Origin of the sequence: Kribbella sp. NPDC056861 (assembly GCF_040687575.1) — a bacterium.
Taxonomy (GTDB): domain Bacteria; phylum Actinomycetota; class Actinomycetes; order Propionibacteriales; family Kribbellaceae; genus Kribbella.
On the sequence record NZ_JBFBNQ010000004.1, the window covers coordinates 766,259 to 785,824 of the forward strand.

13 protein-coding genes are annotated in these 19,566 nt (G+C 67.6%); 5 read left to right on the forward strand and 8 right to left on the reverse strand.

Annotated elements, in window-relative coordinates; all coding sequences use genetic code 11:
* Positions 1-72: 72 nt before the first annotated feature.
* The 4 genes from AB0P21_RS23165 to AB0P21_RS23180 are packed head-to-tail and all read left to right on the forward strand — an operon-like array spanning position 73 to position 4,577.
* Entirely contained in the window at positions 73-1,659 is a 1,587-nt protein-coding gene (locus tag AB0P21_RS23165; protein WP_363699211.1) for an ABC transporter ATP-binding protein, read from the forward strand.
* Positions 1,656-3,419: an ABC transporter ATP-binding protein gene (locus AB0P21_RS23170; RefSeq protein ID WP_363699212.1), complete on the forward strand. Its 1,764-nt coding sequence runs from the start codon at positions 1,656-1,658 to the stop codon at positions 3,417-3,419. Before AB0P21_RS23165 ends, AB0P21_RS23170 begins: the two co-directional genes overlap by 4 nt.
* On the forward strand, positions 3,416-4,270 hold the full coding sequence (locus AB0P21_RS23175) for a class I SAM-dependent methyltransferase (RefSeq protein ID WP_363699213.1): 855 nt from the start codon (positions 3,416-3,418) through the stop codon (positions 4,268-4,270). The genes AB0P21_RS23170 and AB0P21_RS23175 overlap by 4 nt, the downstream gene beginning before the upstream one ends.
* 55 nt (positions 4,271-4,325) lie before the next feature.
* A complete protein-coding gene (locus AB0P21_RS23180) occupies positions 4,326-4,577 on the forward strand; it encodes a phosphopantetheine-binding protein (protein ID WP_363699214.1) in 252 nt (83 codons plus the stop codon).
* Positions 4,578-4,624: 47 nt separating this feature from the next.
* On the opposite strand, the gene AB0P21_RS23185 is transcribed toward AB0P21_RS23180, so the two are convergent.
* The 6 genes from AB0P21_RS23185 to AB0P21_RS23210 form a co-directional block, all read right to left on the reverse strand.
* Positions 4,625-6,475, reverse strand: coding sequence for a siderophore-interacting protein (locus tag AB0P21_RS23185; protein WP_363699215.1), 1,851 nt, complete (start codon positions 6,473-6,475; stop codon positions 4,625-4,627).
* 53 nt (positions 6,476-6,528) lie between these two features.
* Positions 6,529-13,926 carry an amino acid adenylation domain-containing protein gene (locus AB0P21_RS23190; protein WP_363699216.1) on the reverse strand — a complete coding sequence of 2,466 codons (7,398 nt, stop codon included), beginning with the start codon at positions 13,924-13,926 and terminating at the stop codon, positions 6,529-6,531.
* Positions 13,927-13,936: 10 nt separating this feature from the next.
* On the reverse strand, positions 13,937-14,734 hold the full coding sequence (locus AB0P21_RS23195; RefSeq protein ID WP_363699484.1) for an ABC transporter ATP-binding protein: 798 nt from the start codon (positions 14,732-14,734) through the stop codon (positions 13,937-13,939).
* Positions 14,735-14,817: 83 nt separating this feature from the next.
* Positions 14,818-15,885: an iron chelate uptake ABC transporter family permease subunit gene (locus tag AB0P21_RS23200; protein WP_363699217.1), complete on the reverse strand. Its 1,068-nt coding sequence runs from the start codon at positions 15,883-15,885 to the stop codon at positions 14,818-14,820.
* Positions 15,882-16,928 carry an iron chelate uptake ABC transporter family permease subunit gene (locus tag AB0P21_RS23205; protein WP_363699218.1) on the reverse strand — a complete coding sequence of 349 codons (1,047 nt, stop codon included), beginning with the start codon at positions 16,926-16,928 and terminating at the stop codon, positions 15,882-15,884. Before AB0P21_RS23205 ends, AB0P21_RS23200 begins: the two co-directional genes overlap by 4 nt.
* Positions 16,925-17,914, reverse strand: a complete 990-nt coding sequence (locus AB0P21_RS23210) for an ABC transporter substrate-binding protein (protein ID WP_363699219.1) — start codon at positions 17,912-17,914, stop codon at positions 16,925-16,927. Before AB0P21_RS23210 ends, AB0P21_RS23205 begins: the two co-directional genes overlap by 4 nt.
* 267 nt (positions 17,915-18,181) lie before the next feature.
* Here AB0P21_RS23210 and AB0P21_RS23215 point away from each other — a divergent pair, with 267 nt between their 5' ends.
* Positions 18,182-18,478: a hypothetical protein gene (locus AB0P21_RS23215; protein WP_363699220.1), complete on the forward strand. Its 297-nt coding sequence runs from the start codon at positions 18,182-18,184 to the stop codon at positions 18,476-18,478.
* A 32-nt stretch (positions 18,479-18,510) separates the two neighbouring features.
* Here the strand turns inward: AB0P21_RS23215 and AB0P21_RS23220 are convergent, their stop codons facing one another.
* Both AB0P21_RS23220 and AB0P21_RS23225 read right to left on the reverse strand, forming a co-directional pair.
* Positions 18,511-19,041 (reverse strand): hypothetical protein, encoded by a 531-nt coding sequence (locus tag AB0P21_RS23220; protein ID WP_363699221.1) that lies wholly within the window; start codon positions 19,039-19,041, stop codon positions 18,511-18,513.
* Positions 19,042-19,101: 60 nt separating this feature from the next.
* Positions 19,102-19,500: a PPOX class F420-dependent oxidoreductase gene (locus tag AB0P21_RS23225; protein ID WP_363699222.1), complete on the reverse strand. Its 399-nt coding sequence runs from the start codon at positions 19,498-19,500 to the stop codon at positions 19,102-19,104.
* Positions 19,501-19,566 lie beyond the last annotated feature (66 nt).

Consider the following 19,566-nt stretch of genomic DNA (forward strand, 5'->3'; position numbering starts at 1 on the left):
CCCATCGATCCGCCTGAGGTCCGGCCATTCGAGGCCGACGCGGGGACCACGGCCGGTCGATTCCTGGCGCGCGTGATCCTTTCCCTACGCCGGATCACCGTCCCCGCAGCGCTGGCAGCGACCGTATGGCAGGTGGGCGAGGCGGCGGTTCCGGTGGTGATGGGCGTCGCGATCGACCGGGCGCTGGCAACCGGGGATGCGGGGCAACTGGTGCTGTGGATCGGCGCACTGGTGGCCTTGTACGTCGTTTTGACCGTGGCGGCGAAGTTCGCGACCGTGCTGACCGCGTATGCGGTGCAGTTGCTGCAGCACCGCCTCCGAAGCACCCTCTCGACCGGCGTACTGCATCCGGCGGGTGGCACTGCCCACGCGCCGGACGGAGGAGTCGTCTCGGTGATGACCAACGACGTCGGGCGCCTGGCCAACGGGGTTCAGCTCGTGATCATGCCGATCGCGAGGGTCGTGACCATCGGCTTCATCGCCGTTTCACTGTTGACGACGCACTGGCTGCTCGGGCTCGCGGTGTTGGTGGGGGCGCCGGTGGCCGTGTGGTTGATGGGTCTGCTCAGCGAGCGGCTGTCCCGCGACACCCGCGAGTACCAGGGACTGCTGGCCACCACGGTCGGACTGGCCACGGATGTCGTCGCCGGGTATCGGGTGGTCAAGGGGATCCGCGCCGAGACCGAGGCGACCAGGAGGTACCGGCAGGCAAGCCAGGAGACACTCGTCGGCGCCAAGCGCAACGCGGGCCTACTGGGCAGGTTTCTGATGGGCTCCGGTGTGGTCACCGGCGTCTTCGTCGCAGCGGTGATGGGGCTGGCCGGCTGGTTCGCCGTGGATGGGCAGCTGAGTATCGGCGAGCTGATCGCCGCCGTCGGCCTCGCTCAGGCGCTGCTGCCGCAGATCCAGTCGATCGCCAACGACTCCATTCCCAACCTCGCCGGAGCCCGCGCCTCGTCCGCGCGTGTCCTCGAGGTATTGAAGACCGACGTCACCGTTGCGCCCGAGCCTGACGACGCGACCCGGCAAGAGCTTCCGCAGCTGCCGGTGCTGGAGGTTTCCACACCCAGCAGGACGATTCGGGTGGAGCCGGGCGAGCTCGTGGGAGTGCGCGCCGACGATCTGACTGCCGCCCGACTCGCGGAGGTGTTGCTGGATCCGCGCCGACGTGGCGGTGAGGTGGCGGTGCAGTTGGACGGGATCGCTGCGGGGGAGTTGACCGCGCACGAGTACCGCTCCCGGGTCACCTTCACACCGCACCGGGTGATGTTGTTCAGCGGAACGATCCGCGACAACCTCATCGCCACCGCGGCCGCACCCGAGCTGGTGACAGCCGCGGTGCGGGCTGCGGCCTGCGACGACTTCGCTGCTGATCTCGACCTCTCGGTCGGCGAGGACGGCAACCGCCTCTCCGGCGGCCAGCTTCAGCGACTTGCGCTGGCCCGTGCCCTGGCGAGCGATGCGCCGGTGCTCGTGCTGCACGACCCGACCACAGCGGTCGACTCGGTCACCGAGCACACGATCGCCGAGCGGTTGCGCGACGTCCGCGCGAGCCGCTCGACTCTGCTGATCACTTCGTCTCCCGCGTTGCTGGCCGGCTGCGACCGCGTCGTCAACCTGCTCGAAGACGCACCGATGCCCGTAAGGACGATGACGTGAGCGGCACCTCCGCAGCAACCGAGCACGCGCTACCGGTTGCCGGCGGCAAGGAAACGGCCAGGGAGGTCTGGCGACTCAGCCGCGGGCATCGGCTCCGGCTCGCGGCGGTCGGAGCGCTGGGGATCGTCAGCACCGCCGTCAACGTGATCCCGCCGGTGATCGTCGGGTTCCTCGTCGACCGGGTACAAGCTGGTACCGCCGACCTCGGCACCGTGCTGACGGTCACGGCCGTGATGGCACTCTCGGCAATTCTCGGCGCGGCCGGTACTGCGGTGACGATCGTGCTGGCCACCCGCGTCTACCACACCATCCTCGCCGCGCTGCGCGAACAGCTGGTGAGCCGCGCGATGACGCTCCCGCAGCACCTCGTCGAACGTGCCGGCACCGGAGACCTGATCTCCAGGACCAGCGACGACGTCACCGCCGTAGCCGATGCCGCCCCCGCGGTGATTCCCGCGCTCACCGTCACCGCGTTCACCATCGTCGTGTCGCTGGGCGGGCTTGCTGCGCTGGAATGGCCGTACGCCGCAGCCTTTGCCGTCGTACTGCCGATCTACGTGCTCGTCATGCGCTGGTACCTCCGCATCGGCCCACGGATCTACGGCGCCGAACGTGCGGCGATGAGCGCCCGGGCACAGCAGATCCTCGAGTCCCAGCGTGGCTACGCCACCGTGCTCGGGCTCGGGCTCACCGAGCAACGGCACCGCAGCGTGATGGCTGCGTCTTGGGGCGTCGCTGTCTGGACGCTGCGCGCGCGCACCGTGCAAGGCATGCTCAGCATCCGCCTGAACCTCGGCGAGTGTCTCAGCCTGGCCACCGTCCTCGTCGTCGGCTTCGTCCTGATCGAGGCGGACGCCTCCACTGTCGGTGCCGCCACCGCCGCGATGCTGCTCGTCCTGCGTCTGCTCGGACCGATCAACGAGCTGGTGTTCGTCGTCGACGATCTCCAGTCGGCGCTGGCGTCGCTCAGTCGCATGATCGGCGTCGCCACCATTCCTGAAGAAGCGAGCGAACCGGCAGCTGCAGCGAACAAGGACATCGCCGTACGGCTCAACGACGTCGCGTTCAGCTATGGCGACGGTCCTCGCCTGTTCGACAACCTCACCCTCGACATCCCCACCGGTCAGCGCATCGCTGTGGTCGGCGCCTCCGGGGCCGGGAAGACGACGCTGGCCGCCGTCATCGCGGGTATCCATCTGTCCGACGCCGGGACGGTGGCCCAGCCCGGCCGTACTACGTTGATCACTCAAGAGACACACGTCTTCGCCGGCACTCTGCGGGACAACCTCACGCTTGCCGCCCCCGACGCCACCGACCACGACATCCACGCAGCGTTGGACGCCACCGGTGCAGCCGGTCTGCTCGACCTGCTGCCGGACAATCTCGACACGATGATCGGCACCGGCGGACATCCGCTCACCGATGCCCAAGCGCAACAGCTCGCCCTCGCCCGGCTACTCCTCGCTGATCCCGAACTGGCGATCCTCGACGAGGCCACCGCCGAGGCAGGCTCAACCCATGCAGGGTTGCTGGACCGCGCCGCCGACGCAGCTTTGCGTGGGCGCACCGGATTGGTGATCGCGCATCGCCTGTCCCAGGCCGCGACCTGTGACCGGGTCGTCGTGATGGAGCACGGCCGGATCATCGAGAGCGGAACGCATGACGACCTGGTCGCTGCCGGTGGCGTGTACGGCGGGCTGTGGAGCGCGTGGGAGGCCGGACGGGGCATGAACAACAAACTAGGGAGGACTGGCTCATGACGGGAAACGTTGTCGGCACGCCGGACAACACGGCGGTGCGGACCGCGTTGTGGCGCGCCTTGCACACACAGGTGGACGAGCCGCCGTACGTCCTGGAGGACGTGGTGGGCGCCCAACTGGCGGGCGAGGAGGACTGGCGCGAGCGCGGAGACATGGTGCCCGCCGCTTCACGAGGCAAGCGCGGCACGGTGGTCGGCCGGGCGCGGTTGACCGAGGACCTGGTGGCCGAGGCAGCGGGCCGCGGCGTGGATCAGTACGTGATTCTGGGCGCAGGCCTGGATTCGTACGCCCAGCGTCATCCCGAGGCGGGCTCGACGATGACCGTCTTCGAGATCGACCAGCCGGAGACGCAGGCCTGGAAGCGGAGCCGGTTGATCGAGCTCGGCTACGACGTACCGGACTGGCTGCGGTTGGTCCCGGTCGATTTCGAAGCGAACGACGACTGGTGGGATCGCTTGCAGGCGGCGGGATTCGACACCTCGCGTCCCGCGATGGTGTCCTGGCTGGGGGTCACCATGTACCTGACCGAACAGGCCACGGCGGCGACCCTCAAGCAGGTGGCGAGTCTGCCGGCCGGCTCCTCGCTGATCCTCACGTTCTTCCGTCATCTGGAGGACCTCGCGCCCGAGGACGTACAGATTCGGCGAGCCTCCAGGGAGGGCGCCCGCCGGTCCGGTACGCCGTTCATCGGCTTCTACACTCCCGGCCAGATCAGCGAGCTGGTGCGGCAGGCAGGCTTCGCGGACGCCGAACACGTCTCGGCGGCCGGCCTGGCCGAGCGCTACTTCGCGGGCCGGACCGACGGCCTGCGGCCGTACAGCGGCGAGGAAGTACTGATCGCCACCGTGTGACACAGCGGACTGCAACTACCGAAAAAACAAGGCAAGCAATGAATGAGGAGTTCTGATGAGCCTGAGCACCCAGCAACTGATCGCCGACGTCGCCGACGTGCTGTACCTCGAACCCGCGGCGATCGACTACGAGTTGAGCCTCCGCGATCAGGGGATGGACTCGGTGCGGCTGATGGATCTGGTCGAGCGCTGGCGCACCGCGGGAGTGGACGGGATCGACTTCATCACCCTGGCCGAGGACTCGCGGCTGGGTCACTGGATCGAGGTCATGGAGAAGCTCCAAGCCGGTGAAGAAGTGGCTTCCTGACCCCTGCGGCAGCTGGGTAGTGCGGTCGCGAAGACCGCACTACACCTTCACGGTGCCAGTACTCGCAGCGTGTTGCCCCACCCGACGAGCGACGTCGAGACCACGGTCAGTCCGGCGTCGGCAATGACGGCGTCGAGTTCTGCCTCGGTGCGGTAGCCGGCGCCGTGCAGCGTCAACTGCATGAGGTCGCGCTCCGCGTCGTGTTCGTCCAGGTCCTCGGGATCGAAGGTGTCCTCGACCAACAACACCCGGCCACCGGCACTCAGGCTCGCAGCGGCCTGCTGAAGGATGAGCCTCGCCTCCGCGTCGCGATGCTGCCCGAGCGTGTCGATGATCAGTACTGCGTCCGCAGGCTCGCTCTTCTCGAACACCGACTGCTCGGCGATCCGGATCCGGTCACGCCTGCTCGCATCCGCGATGCTGACCGCAAGGTCCCCGCGGAACCACTCCGCCGCGGTCGGGAGCGCCACGATGGTCACCCTGACGTCCGAATGCCCAGCAGTGAGGTAGTCCGCGTGGACTCCCGCGCCAGGTGCGTGGACAACCACCTCGCGCACGCCCTCGAGCACGGGCGAGTTGGCGAGCGGGTCGGCAAGCACCTGCGCGAACCGGGACTTGTTCTCCAGGCGTTTGTGCTCGAAGGCCGCATCGCCGCGGAGGGAGTCCCAGTCGCTGCCGGTCACCGACTCCAGTACCGGACGGTCGTCGCGGACCGCCGCTTCGAGGCCGAAGAAGGCCTGCGACATCCGGGACTCGACCCCGCCGGACGTGAGGTGATCGAGAACGGACTCGTCGGTCAGGAACTCGCCGGTCTCACTGAGCTTGTACTCGTCGCCGACCTGTTCCAGGAGCTCGATCGCCTGCAGGTACCGCAGGAACTTCGCCAGCGAGCGTTCTTTCGTGCCGGTGTGCTGAGCAAGCGCGGGGAGGGTACGCACTCCGCGGCTGATGCAGTCGGCGATCCCGAGATTCGCGGCCGTCCGGATGGCCAGCGGCGGGAGCAACTCGGACAGCTCGTGGAACTTCTCGAAGGCCTCGTCGTTGCGCTCGAGGTCCGGCATGGCGGGGTCCTCGTCCGACGCCACCACTTCGGCGCGCCGCCAGTATCCGGTGAAGTCGATGTCGGACTTGTCGACGCCTCGTTCCTCGATCAGATACCGCCGCAGATCACGGACCACGGCCTGTTCGCCGGCGAGCCAAGCGAACATCGAGCCTTCTCGCCGGCCGGCCTCGCGCACTGCCTGCAACAGCAACGGCTCGGCGCCCGCAGGCTGTCCGTTCCGCACGATCCAGGTCACCTGGACGCCGGGGCGTACTGGCAGCTCGATCCGGTGCGACTCCTCAGCGACCTCGATGTAGACCTCGGCCTGTACTTCGTCCGGCAATTCGGCGAGCAGCCGGTCGATCGCCGGGACGGCCGTGTCGTCACCGACGACGAGGAACCAGTCGTAACCATCAGGCCGTCCGCTCGAAACCGACGGTCCGCCGACGTGCAGCCGATCGCCGGGCTCGGCCCGGTACGCCCACGTGGTGGCAACACCCACACCGTGTTTGACGAAGTCGATGTCGAGCTCGCGAGCCTCCGAGTTGTAGCGCCGTACCGTGTAGACGCGCCACAGGGCAGGCGGATCGGCCGGCCACCGGTACTTGCCGTCCTTGTAGACCGGGACCACCGGTTCGCTTTCGCCGGGGTACGGGAAGATCAGCCGGACACTGTCGTCGAAACCGTCGCTGGCGAACTCGGGGAACGCGACACCGTCGCTTCCGGTGAACGCTCCCAGCTGATCACCGGTCAGCGTCACCCGGCGCATCCCGGGAGTGACGTCGACGACCCGCGCCACCTCCAGCTCCCGCAGGACGATGGTGTGTACGACGGTAGGGCGGACGCGGCGCGGCACAGCGACTCCTCATCGAGCAGGTGTCAGAGGGCAAAACCTTAGCATTGCCTAACCTAATGAAGTTCGGCTGTGAGAGCCTCTCGCAGCTCGGTGACCACCTTCTCCGCGAAGCCGAGGAGAGTGATCGTGGTCGTGTCCGGGGCGAGGTGGTAGCGGATCACCGCGCGGTACAGCTGCTCGTTGCCCTCTGGGGTCGGCGATCCGCTGTCGGGCTCGTAGACCCGCGTGAGGATGACGGCGGGGGAGGGCGACCGGCGCAGGGCTCTGCGTCCTGCCTTGTTGTGGTAACGCAGCAGGGCCAGCTCGGCGGTTCTGGTCGGCTCGGCCTCGTCGAGAGCGATGGCAGTGGTCGCGGTGAACGGACCGACCTGCATCGGCTGGTCGTCGGGAGTCAGCGGGACCTCTACGTCGATCAGTGGTGCGATTCCTGTTGAGTGGAGGGCGTTGCGGATCGCCTTGATGACAACGTCTTCTGCAAGGGAGCTGTCCCAGCGGACGACGGAGACGGTGGCAGCAGCGAAGGCGGGATCGTCGATCGTCTGGGTTCGGGCGAGGAGGCCCTTCCAGTGATCGAGGCCGTCCGTAGCGACCGCGTCGCCGGCTGCCTCGATGGCTTCGAGCGCAGGGACGAGCGCTGGTGGGCGGGACACTTCTGCTCCGCCAACCACGGACTGCTTAAGTGCCTCGGCCAGCCGGTGCAGGGAGGCTCGGTCGACGGTTCCCGCGTGGACGGCCAGCACCGCAACCGTCTGTTCGGGGTTGTGCGCGAGGGCAGCCGGGCGGCCGGCCGAGAGATCGATGAGATCGACGGCGGCGGACCTGATTGCGTCAACGTCGCTGTTGGTCTCCACGGTCTGGGGTTGGACTGTCTCCGCAGGCAGGAGATAGGTGAACCAGAGCCGCCGGCTGGTGGCGTCAACTGACAGGCGAAGCGCGTCGGTGGTGGCGACGAGTGAGTGGAAAGCCGAGGTGATCGATCCACTCTTCGACTGTGCGGGCAAGCTGATGAGCTCGGTGAAGACGTACTCATCGGGTGCCGTGTCCGCCTCGCGTAAGCGCTCCAGGGCTGCAGAGGTCGGGACCAGCACCGGCTCGGCCGAGATTGCGTCGTCCGTTGCCGGCGCAAGCAGCGCAGCGAGGGCGCCGACAGTACGCCGTACGAATACGTCGGAGAGTTTGAACGTCAGGTGGTGCTCACGACCGTAGGCAACGAGTCGTGCCGCCGAGATGCTGTCGCCGCCGATGCGGAAGAAGTCGCTGTCCACGCCGAGGTCGGTGTCGTCGCCGAGGTGGAGTACGGCGCGGAAGATGCCGGCGAGGGCGATCTCGGTGTCGGTCTCCGGTGGCCGGCCACCCGCTGCACCTGCCACCAGGTCCGGTTGCGGCAGCGCGCGACGATCGAGCTTTCCGTTCGCGGTGACCGGGAATTCGTCCAGGCGCAGGAAGGTCGCGGGCACCATGTAGTCCGGCAGCGACTGGGCGAGATGCTCACGCAGTACGTCGAACAGCACTGCGTCGTCGGCGTGCGCGCTGCTTGCCGTGGTCACGTAGGCCGCGAGGTACTGGCCGCCGGCCGGGTGATCCAAGGTGACGATGGCGGCGCCCGATACCGCTGGGTGCTGTTCGAGGACCGCGCGGATCTCGCCGGGCTCGATCCGGTAGCCGCGGATCTTCACCTGGTCGTCGCTGCGGCCGAGGTACTCCAGTTTCCCTTGGGAGTTCCACTGCACGACATCGCCGGTGCGATACAACCGCGCGCCGTCGTCGCTGAACGGATCAGCCACAAAGCGGCCCGCGGTCAAGCCCGCGCGCGCCACGTAGCCGTCTGCGAGTTGCACTCCACCCAGATAGAGCTCACCTGCCACGCCGACCGGTACTGGACGCAACCAGGCATCGAGAACCCGCGTCGTCGTGTTCGTGACCGGAGCACCGATCGGCACTCCCGCCGCATCGACGAGCTCTGCCTGAACCACCGGGTGAGCGGTCACATCCACGGCCGCTTCGGTCGGTCCGTAGAGGTTGTGCAGTTCCGCGTTCTCGAACAGCGCAACGGCACCGGCCGCGGGTGCCACGGGGAGTGCCTCGCCGGAGCAGAACACTCGTCGTACCGAAGCGACCGACGTCCGGGCCGGGTCCGAGGTGAGGAAGGCCTGCAGCATCGACGGCACGAAGTGGGTGACCGTCACTGCGCGACGGTCGATCACTTCCAGCAGGTACTGCGGGTCCTTGTGCCCGCCGTCCTGCGCCACGATCACCGCTGCGCCGGTCACCAGTGGCAGGAAGAACTCCCACACCGACACGTCGAATGTGAACGGGGTCTTCAGCAGCACCCGGTCTGCCGCACCGATCCGGTAGTCGTCACGCATCCACCGCAGCCGGTTGACGATTGCCTGGTGGTTGACCTGAACGCCTTTGGGGCGCCCGGTGGTGCCGGAGGTGAAGATCACGTACGCCGCATCCGTCGGGAGCAGCGGACGCGAGAACTGCGGTGCGTCGACCACGCCGGCCGCGAGGTGTTGCTGCACGAGTTCGTCGTCGATGAGCAGCGTGTGCACCGGATGCTCAGCGAGCACGTGCTGATGAACCTCGGCGGTGTTCCGGTCTGTGATCACCGCACGTAGTGTGGCGTCGGCGAGGATGTGCTTGACGCGGTCGGCGGGATAGTCGGGATCGATCGGCACGTACGCCGCCCCGGCCCGGATCACTCCGGCCAAGGCGACCACCAGTTCGGCCGAGCGCGGCATGGCGACCGCGACCCGATCCCCAACGCGTACGCCGTTCGCGACGAGCAGGTGGGCGAGAGCGTTGACCCGGGCATCGAAGTCGCGGTAGGTCAGTTCGGTGCCGTCATCGGCGATGACCGCGGCCTCGTCCGGGCTCGCCGCGGCCTGCCGGCGTACCAGGTCATCGAGTGTCGTCGCGGGAATCTCGAGCGTCTCACCGCGTGACCAGGTAGCGAGTTGCTGCAACTCCGGTGCGAGCAACATGTCCAGCTCGCCGACCCGGGCCTCCGGATCAGCAGCGATTGCCTTCAGCACCGAGTTGAAGACGGCAACGAACCGCTCGGCAGTCGCGGCATCGAACAGCTCGGTCGCGTAGGCGAGTTTCCCGCTCAGCTCGTCGAGCGAATCGAAGAGGTCGAGATCGAGATCGGTCTTGACCGCGCCGACCGCCGCGGGAGCTGGCGTCGTCGTGACGTTCCCGAGCTGCAGGCCCGCGCGGTGGCTGTCGATGACGCGGTGGGTGAGCATGATCTGGAAGAGGGGATTGCGGCCGACGGATCGCTCGGTGCCCAGCGCCCGGGTGATTTCCTCGAAGGGCGCGGCCTGGTGCTCGAACCCGCCGAGGACCGTGCGTTTGGTGTTCTGCAGAACGTCGGCGATCGAGTCGCCGGGGTGGAACCGGTGGCGGATCGGCAGGGTGTTCACGAAGTACCCGACCAGGTCTTCCAGGCCGTCCTCGGTGCGGCCTCCGACTGGCGAGCCGATCACCACGTCCGCACCGGCGCCCAGCGCCGAGACGGTCAACGCGGTCGCGGCCTGGAGCGTCATGAACATGGACACGCCCTGCTCAGCCGCAGCCTGTCGCAGACCGGTCGCCACCTGGGGGTCGACGGTGAACCGTAGATCCGCGCCGCGATGGGTCGGCGCTACCGGCCGGGCCCTGTCCGGCGTGATCGCGGACTCCTCGGGCACATCCGCGAGGACGTCGCGCCAATAGGCCAGGTGCTGGGAAAGCAGCGAACCCGAATCCGACGCCGAACCCAGTACGTCGCGTTGCCAGATCGCGTAGTCCGCGTACTGCGCCCGCAGGGGCAGCCATGCCGGCTCCTGCCCTGCGGCCCGTGCCTGATAAGCGGTCGACAGGTCGCCCAGCAACGACGGGAACGACCATTCGTCCACTGCGTGGTGATGTACGGCGACCACCAGGACCGAGTCGTCGCCGCCGGTGCGGAGCAGCGCGACCCGGATCGGGAGGTCGGCCGCGAGCTCGAACCCGGCCTGCACCACCGCGCTCACTCGCGCATCCACGTTCGTGACGTCCTCGACGAGCAACGAGAGCCGGTCGGCCGCTTCCTTTGCTGGAACGACGACCTGGGTGAGCGTGCCGTTTTGCTCCACCAAGAGCGTGCGCAGTGCCTCGTGACGAGAAACCACGTCCCGGACCGCCGTGATCAGAACATCGGGGTCCAGCTCGCCGTGCAAACGCAGTACCACCGGGACGACGTACCGCCCACCAGGACCGCCCAGCTGATCGATCAGCCAGAGGGCTTGTTGTCCGTAAGAGACGGGGAGCACGGCGGGGCGTGGTAGGTCACCGACGCGCGTTCGGGGTTCCGCGGTGGTAGCGGCGGTGGTGTCGGCGAGGTGGGCGAGGTCGCTGATGCGGGGGTGGTCGAAGACGTCCCGGAGTGTCAGCGTGGTGTCGAGTAACGCGTTGGCTCGGGCGACGACTCGGGTCGCTAGCAGTGAGTGTCCGCCGAGGCGGAAGAAGTCGGTGTCCACGCCGAGGTCGGTGTCCTCGGCGAGGTGGAGTACGTCGCGGAAGATGCCGGCCAGGGTGATCTCGCTGGCGGTCTCGGGCGGCCTGCCGTTGGTTGTGCCGGTGGCGAGGTCTGGTTGCGGCAGCGCGTGGCGGTCGAGTTTCCCGTTGGGGGTAACGGGAAATCTGTCCAGGCGCATGAAGGTTGTGGGGACCATGTACTCCGGCAGCGATCGCGCGAGGTGCTCGCGCAGGGTGTCGAACAGCGCCGGATCCTCAGTGCTGGTCGTGGTCACGTAGGCGGCGAGATATTTGCCGCCGGCCGGGTGATCCACAGCGGCGATCGCCGCTCCTGATACGTCCGGGTGTTGTTCGAGGACGGCGCGGATCTCGGCGGGCTCGATCCGGTGTCCGCGGATCTTCACCTGGTCGTCGCTGCGGCCGAGGTACTCCAGCTGTCCTTGGGGGTTCCATCGCACGACATCGCCGGTGCGGTACAGCCGTGCGCCGTTGTCGCTGAACGGGTCGGCGACGAAACGGTCAGCTGTCAGGCCCGCGCGGCCTACGTATCCGTCGGCGAGCTGTACTCCGCCTAGGTAGAGCTCTCCTGTCACTCCGACCGGTACCGGACGCAGCCACGCGTCGAGAACACGTGCCGTGGTGTTCGCTACCGGAGCACCGATCGGGGTGTTGTCGGTGATGACGACCGCAGTAGCGTCGCCGGTGACCTCGGTGGAGCCGTAGAAGTTGTGCAGTTCTGCTTGTGGTGCAGCGATTCGCATGGTGTTCGCGGTGCTCTGGGTGAGGGCTTCACCAGACGAGATCCAGTACCGAACCGAGGCCAATGCTGCGATGACGTCATCGTGGCGGACCAGGACGTCGGCGAGGCTGGGCACGGTCAGCAGGTGGGTGACGCGGTGCCGGGCGATGGTTTCGAGCAGACCGGCTGGGTCCTGGGCGGTTTCTGTGGGGACGACGACGGTTCGGGTGCCGGCGATCATCGGCCCGAACAGTTCGGTCACGGCATCGACAAAACCGACGCCGCTCTTCGACAACGCCACATCGTCCGGCTGGTAGCCCAGCACTCGTTGGCCCCAGGCGAGGCGGTTTGCGAGTGCGCGGTGCGTGACGGCGACGCCCTTCGGGATGCCGGTCGTTCCTGACGTGAAGAGCACGACAGCGGCGTCGAGGTCGTTCAATGGCCGGGCCAGCGCCGGGGCAGCGTTCTCGCCAGTGGCCAAGCGCTGCTGTACTTCGTGGTCGTCGATGCGGAGTACTGCGGCTTCGCCCAGCGCGTGTTTGTGGGTGTCCGCGGTGTGGTGGTCGGCGATCACCATCGCGGGTACGGCGTCGTTGAGGATGTGCTTGATGCGTTCGGCGGGGTAGCCCGGATCGATCGGCACGTACGCCGCTCCGGCGCGCATCACGGCGGCAAGTACCACGACCAGGTCGACCGAGCGCGTCATGGCGACCGCGACCCGGCCCCCGACCTGCACGCCGTGCTCGACGAGGAGGTGGGCCAATGCGTTCACTCGCGCGTCGAACTCGCCGTACGTCAGTTCGGTGCCGTCATCAGCGGCGGTGATCGCAACCAGCTCGGGGCTCGCCGCTACCTGTCGGCGTACCAGCTCGTCAACGGTTGCTCCGGGGACATCGAGTGCTTCGCCCTGCGCCCATGACGCGTCCATGCCGTCGGTGTCCGGTGTGAATCCGGCACTCAGTTCGTGCAGGGTCTGGGCGGGGGAGCCGTCGAGGACGGCGTTGAGGAAGCGGGTGAATTGCTGGGCATGCAGGTGCGGGGCGCTGGTGCCGGAGCCTGCGGAGAGTTCTAGCCGGATGCCGGTCTCTGTGCTGCGGTAGATGGCGAGGTCGAGTGATCCGACCGGGCCGGTGCTGATCGTTTCGGGGATCGCGGCGATGTCGCCGAGGCGCGGTGTCGAGTCGAAGAGTCTGATGTTGATCGTCGGGAGGGCGAGATAAGCGGCTTGGCCGCTCGGCCAGGCGCGGGTGATCTGGTGATCTTCGACGGTGGTGTGGCGTCGAGAGGTTTTCAGCTGGTTGGCAACGACTTCGAGGACGTCAGCGAAAGCGTCGTACGGGCTGATCTCGGTGGCGACCGGGATTGCCCGGGAGATCGCGCTGGGTGTCTTCAGTGATTCGCGGTCGTCGCGCAGCATCTGCGGAACCCGGACGGCGACGTAGTCACGGTTGTCGGCGAGAGCGGTATAGACGCCCCATAAGGCGATCAGGGAATCGGTCCAGGAGACCCGCGCGGTACGAGCGAACTGCTGGACCTTCGAATAAGTGTCGTCGGCTGTGGGGACGACTACTGGTCGCGATGAGGAGACGAAGGCGCCGGAGAGGTCCTCTGCATTCTCGGGGCCGGCGGTGTCGATCGCGAGGATGCCGTTCCAGTACGCGACGCTTTCAGCGCTGTGCTGGGCGGTGTCTGCGACGTTTTCCAGACTTCCGAACCAGCGGTCCGGGACCGGATCGCCTGCCTGGGTTGCGGAGTAGACCTCTGCGACGCGGCGGATGAAGAGAGAGATGCTGTAGCCGTCGACGAGCAGGATGTTGGTGACCAGGATCCAGGCCCAGGTCCCGTTGTTGCGGCGGATCAGGGTCGAGGACGTCGTCGGCTCCGCAGCGATGGCCGGTGCTCCGGTGAGCTGTTCTTGGGCCATCGTCCGGATCTGGTCGTCGTCATGGCCCGCATCGACGATCTCTGTCGGCAGTGTCGTCGTGGGGTCGACGTACTGGAAAGGGACGCCGTCATCGTCACCGAAACGGACCCGCAGTGCGTCGGTCTCCGAGAAGGCAGTACTCACCGAGGACGCGAACGTGGCTGGATCGATCGGGCCGTCCAGCCAGAGCAGTTGGCCCGCACAGAACACCGAAGACTCAGGGGCGAGCCTCCGTGCCACCCAGTTACCTCGCTGGCTCGCAGTCAACTCCACGCGCACACCCACTTCTCTCGAGTCATCGCGGTTCGGTGGTGGGCGCCGCCGACGGGCGCTCCCGGCCCAAGGGCACGACCGACGGGGTACCGGCGACCGGATCCGGTACGACGAGGCAGCGCAGTCCGAAGACCTCGTGCACGAGGTCGGCGGTCACGATCTCGGCCGGCGGGCCTTCGGCGACGATGTGGCCGTCCTTCATGGCGATCAGGTGGGTGCCGTAGCGGGCGGCCTGGTTGAGGTCGTGCAGTACGGCGACCAAGGTGTGGCCGACGTAATGCAGGTCGGTGAAAAGCTCCATCAGCTCGATCTGATGGGTGATGTCGAGGAAGGTGGTCGGCTCGTCGAGCAGCATGATGTCGGTGTGCTGCGCAAGCGCCATCGCCACCCAGACCCGCTGGCGCTGACCACCCGACAACTCGTCCACCAGCCGGCCGGACAGGTCGGTGACCGCGGTCTGGTCCATCGCCCGTACTACGGCCTGCTCGTCGGCCTCCGTCCACTGCCGGGCGAATCCCTGATGCGGATAGCGGCCTCGGGCCACCAGGTCGGCCACGGTGATGCCGTCCGGAGCGATGGAGCTCTGCGGCAACAGCCCGACCCGCCGCGCCACCTCCTTGGTCTTGAAGGAGTTGATGTCGGCGCCATCGAGAACGACCTGCCCGGCCGACGGTTTCAGCAGCCGGGACAGGCCGCGGAGCAGGGTCGACTTGCCGCACGCGTTCGGGCCCACGATCACGGTGAACGACTCGTCGGGGATCGCCACCGAGAGTTCCCGGGAGATGACGCGCTTGTCGTAGCCGATCGTCGCCGATTCCACGTGGAGCCGTGAGCCGCTGGCGGCCGGAGTCGACGTGGATGCGTCTCCCGTTGCCGCCAGATCGTTGCTGCTGAGGTGGGTGCTCAAAGACGTCTCCTGGCTTCGGTGATCAGCAGCCAGCCGAGGTACCCACCGCCGAGGATGACGGTGATGATGCCGACCGGCAACGGCGTGGGGGCGACGTGCTGGGCGATGTAGTCCGCCGCCAGACAGAGCAACGCGCCGACCAGGGCGGCGGGAGCGAGGGTGATCCCCGCGCTGCGGGTGAGCCGGCGTCCGATCTGCGGCGCGACCAGCGAGATGAACGCGATCGGGCCCGACGCGGCGGTGACCGTCGCGGTCAACGCCACCCCCAGCACGATCAGCCCGAGACGAGCCACCGAGACCCGCACTCCCTGGGCAGCGGCCGCGTCGTCACCCAGCTCGAGTTGCCGCATCGGCCGGCTCGACATCGCTGCCAGCAGCAGGAGTACGGCGATGCAGGCGCCGCCGATGGCGACCTGGTTCCAGGAGACGCCGTTGAGTGACCCGGCACCCCAGGTCGCGGCGGCCATCGCCTGATCCAGATCGGCCTTGAGGATCAGCCAGGTGTTGATCGAGCCGAGCATCGACGAGATGCCGATGCCCACGATGATCAGGCGGAACCCCTGCACACCTCGCCGGTAGGCGAGCAGGTACACGGCGACGGCAGTCGCGATTCCGCCGATCAGCGCGCCGCCGACCAGCTGCCAATAGGTGCCGTTGACAACCAAGATCACGATCAGCGCGCCGGTGTAGGAGCCCTGGGAGAAGCCGATGATGCCGGGGTCGGCGAGCGGGTTGCGCAGCGTCGACTGGAAGACCGCTCCGCTCACCCCCAGCGCGGCGCCGAACACCAGCGCCGCCACCACGCGGGGCAGCCGCCACTCGACCACAATGTCGTGGACGAGGCCGGTGGTTCCACCGGTCAGCGCCGAGACCACCTGTCCCGGGCTGAGCTGGTACGAGCCGGTCATCAGCGCGAGCACCGCCGTACCGGCGACCGCCAGCGTGAGGACCGCGCAGATGATGACCGAGCGCCATTCGAGCCGTACTGCGAAGCGTCGGTGCCGCAGTACCAGGACCTGTCGCCCGAAGTCCACGCGCGGATCGAGTCCACTCCGTACGCTCACAGCCCACTCGCCTTCTTCTGCCGTACCAGCGCGATCAGCACCGGGGCGCCGACGAAGGCGGTGACGATGCCCACGGGGATTTCGCCCGGCCGCATCACGACCCGCCCGAGAATGTCGGAGGCCAGCAGCAGACTCGGAGCCAGCAGCACGCTGTAGGCGAAGATCCAGCGCTGGTGCGGGCCGACGATCCAGCGCGCGACGTGCGGGACCATCAGCCCGACGAAGCCGATCGGCCCGGCGATCGCGGTGGCGCCGCCGGCCAGCAGGGTCAGCGCGATGATCGCGAGGATCCGGGTACGGACCAGCTGGACGCCTTGCGCGACGGCCAGTTCGTCACCGAGGGCCATCGCGTTGAGCGGGCCCGACACCGCGAAGGCCAGCAGGAGCCCGACCGCGAAGAACGGCAGGATCGGCCACACCAGGTCGAGCGGACGGCTCACGATCGAACCGGCGTTCCAGGACCGCATCGCGTCGAAGGCGTCCGGGTTGGTCAGCTCGAGGGCCGAACCAGCGCCACCGAGCACCGCGCCGACACAGACCCCGGCGAGCACCATCATCACCGGCGACTGGCCGCGCCGGGTCGACCCGAGAGCGAGCACCATCAAGGTGACGATCAGCGCTCCGGCGAAGGCGAACCACATGTAGCTCTGGATGTCGCGGACGCCGAGCAGCCCGACGGCGACCGTCACGGCGAAGGAGGCGCCCGCGTTCACGCCGAGGATGCCCGGATCGGCCAGTGGATTGCGGCTGAGCGCCTGGATCAACGCCCCGGCGACCCCCAGCGCCGTACCCACGACCAGCCCGACGATGGTGCGCGGCAACCGGAAGTCCCGGATCGCGTACTGATCGATGTCGTCCGACGGATGGAACAGGGCATCCCACACCACCGTGGGAGTGATGGCTGTCGACCCGATCATCACGCTCGCCACCAGCAACGCCAGCAGCACCACGAGCGCGATGACCAGGCCGATCAGACGACGACGCGATCCGGACACCTTCACGGTGCCCGGATCGGCGGGTCGGCGCAGGGTGAGAGCAGTCACTTCTTGGCGGGAAGAGTGGCCAGAGCCTTGTCGAGCGAGTCCAGGTAGCGCAGGACGGCGCCGTACGAGTTGTTACCGGGGCAGAAGACGCCGAGCGCACGACCGGACGTCACGGCCGGCAGCGCCTTCCAGGTGTTGGTGGCGACGACCGGCGCGAAGACCTGGGTCGGCTGGCCCGCGGCGTCGGCGGGATAGGTGATCACGTCGTACTGCGAAAGCTTCGTGAGCTGCTCGAACGGCAGGGACGCGTAGGCCAGCGGGTCCTTGCCGGCGGGCGCCTTGGGGAAGTTCAGGCCGACGTCGTCCTGGGCGATCTCGACGCAGCCGATGTCGCCGATGACGTAGGTCCCGGGATCGGAGTTCGAGTAGCGGTCGAGGTTGACGAACTTGGTGCTCTTGATCACGTCGGCGTAGGTCTGCTTCATCTTGGCGACGTTGCCCTCGAAGTCCCCCTTCTGCCGGTTCAGCGCGTCCTTCACGTTGCCGGCGTCGGCGAGCCCCTCGGCGAGTGCCTTCCACTCGGTGTCGAGGCCCCAGAAGACGGTCGGGGCGATCGTGGTGAGCTGCTTCTCGATCTTCTTGAACTCGGTGTCGGGAATCTGGACCAGGATGAGGTCCGGCTTCAGGCCGGCCACCTTCTCCAGGTCCACCTCGTCGCCGAGGTTCGTGGCCTTCTTGAACGTTGCCTGCTGCTCCTGCGGCAACAAGGCGAGCTCGGAGTCGGCCACCCCGGTGACGCCCACCGGCTGGCCACCCATGTCGATGAACGGCAGGTCGGTGTTGCCGATCGTGACGACCCGCTGCGGGGCGCCGGGGACCTGGATGGCGCCGTTGCCGGCGGTGACGGTGTGGGTCTCGGCGGCGGCATCGGCCGTCTTGTCGCCGGCCTTGTCGTCGCCGCTGCCGCAGGCGGTGAGGACGAGCGTGAGGCTCAGGACCGTGGCGGTCAGGGCTGCGCCGCGCCGTCTCAGGGGTGTCGTGGTCATGGGTTCGCTCTTCCTCTACGTCTTCGTCACCGGTGATCAGGCCGCGCTCCAACGACGCGGAGACCCTCGGGCATATTAGGCAACCCTTACCTAAAAAGCCAGCCACGACCACCCGTCGAACAACGAAGGCCCGGGCCATCGGGCCCGGGCCTTCCTCGATCTGCTGAAGCAACTCCCCAAACCGGCCGCGCCGATCCGGCTGGACCGTGCGACACCCCGGAGTACAGACTCGGACGTTGCCATCCGCCCCCATCATCAGGAGCTCGAATGATCCGCAAAGCCGCGTGCACTCTGGTCGGCCTGGCCTCCCTCGCGGGATCGCTGGTCGCCTTCTCCGCCCCCGCCTCGGCGGCGGGCTGTCACTACCGGATCGTCTGGAACGTGGCCGGCGTCTACAACTCCCCGCAGCAGAACCCGAACTACCTGATCAAGACCAAGCAGCGTGGGGACATCGTCGGCGACTACTGCACCTACACCATCAACGATGGCTACTACTGGAACATCGTTGCCCTCGGTGGCGGCGGTGTCGGCTACATGCGTGCGGACTCGATGGTTCGCGTCTGATCACTCAGCCGTGCGCTTGAGGTTGCGCGCAGTCAGCAGCGGCGGTTCCACGCGGTGACGTGGTGGTCGTAGATGTAGTCGAAGACCTTCACGTTGACCGGCCCGTTGTAGAAGTAGTCGCGCCAGTAGAAGCCGCCGTTGGGATCCGGCGTGTACACGCCCCACCGAGCACAGGCGCCGGCGCCGACGTAGAAACCGTCGGTGTCGGCCCAGTAGACCTTGGAGCGCTGCCCCTTCTGCAGGATCCGCGAGTAGCCCTCGCCCCAGCTGTGGATGATGCCGAACGGGATGCCGTCGTAGTTCGGGTTGTAGATGACGCCGCAGAGGATCCCGCCGACCTTGCACTCGTCCTGCACATCGCGCGGTGCGGGACGGGCGGCGGCATCGGTGGTCTCGACCCTCACGTACCCGGGCTGCACCGGCCCGGGAGTGCCTACCGGTTGTCCAGGGGTGCTCTCGTCGCCGGGGACCGGAGCGGCGAGGGCGGGTGTACTCAGACCGGCTGCCAACAGGGCAGCAGCAGCCATGATCAGGCGACTGGAACGCAGAATGTTGGTCGTCATGCCGACAGCGTGCAGTGAGCGAAGCATCTCGGTCCGTGATGGCAGCAACCTGCCATCAGCTCACCAGGGTGCGTGGATGACCTTGTCGACCGTGATGGTCAGCACCACCCGCACCTGGTCCCGCCCGCCGTACCACGCGTACGGCGCGCCGCTGTACTTCTGCGCGAGCTTCTCGATCCCCTCAGCCCCGCCGTCGCTCGTGATCCCGGTGACCCGCCCGCGAACCGAGTAGTAGCGCGAGGTGTCGTCCGGATCGGTGATGCTGACCGACACCCGTGGGTCGAGCTCGACGTTCTTGAGTTTGCGGTAGCCCTCGACGGTGTTGATCACGATGTGCTCGCCGTCGGTGTCGACCCAGGTCTGGGTGAGGTGCGGTGACCCGTCGGGCATCGTGGTCGCGATGAAGCACGGGCTCGGCTGGTAGGGCAGTTCGAGCAGGCCCTGCGGGATCTCGGTCACGCTGTCGACTGTACTGACCGCTCGCACGGCGCCTGATAGTCGGCTAAGAACTTGGCGATTCGGACA

Bases quoted from the DNA above. Each gene is read 5' to 3' on its own strand.
- AB0P21_RS23175 (WP_363699213.1), top strand. From the start codon at position 3,416: ATGACGGGAAACGTTGTCGGCACGCCGGACAACACGGCGGTGCGGACC.
- AB0P21_RS23180 (WP_363699214.1), top strand. From the start codon at position 4,326: ATGAGCCTGAGCACCCAGCAACTGATCGCCGACGTCGCCGACGTGCTG.
- AB0P21_RS23210 (WP_363699219.1), bottom strand. From the start codon at position 17,914: ATGACCACGACACCCCTGAGACGGCGCGGCGCAGCCCTGACCGCCACG.
- AB0P21_RS23215 (WP_363699220.1), top strand. From the start codon at position 18,182: ATGATCCGCAAAGCCGCGTGCACTCTGGTCGGCCTGGCCTCCCTCGCG.
- AB0P21_RS23220 (WP_363699221.1), bottom strand. From the start codon at position 19,041: ATGACGACCAACATTCTGCGTTCCAGTCGCCTGATCATGGCTGCTGCT.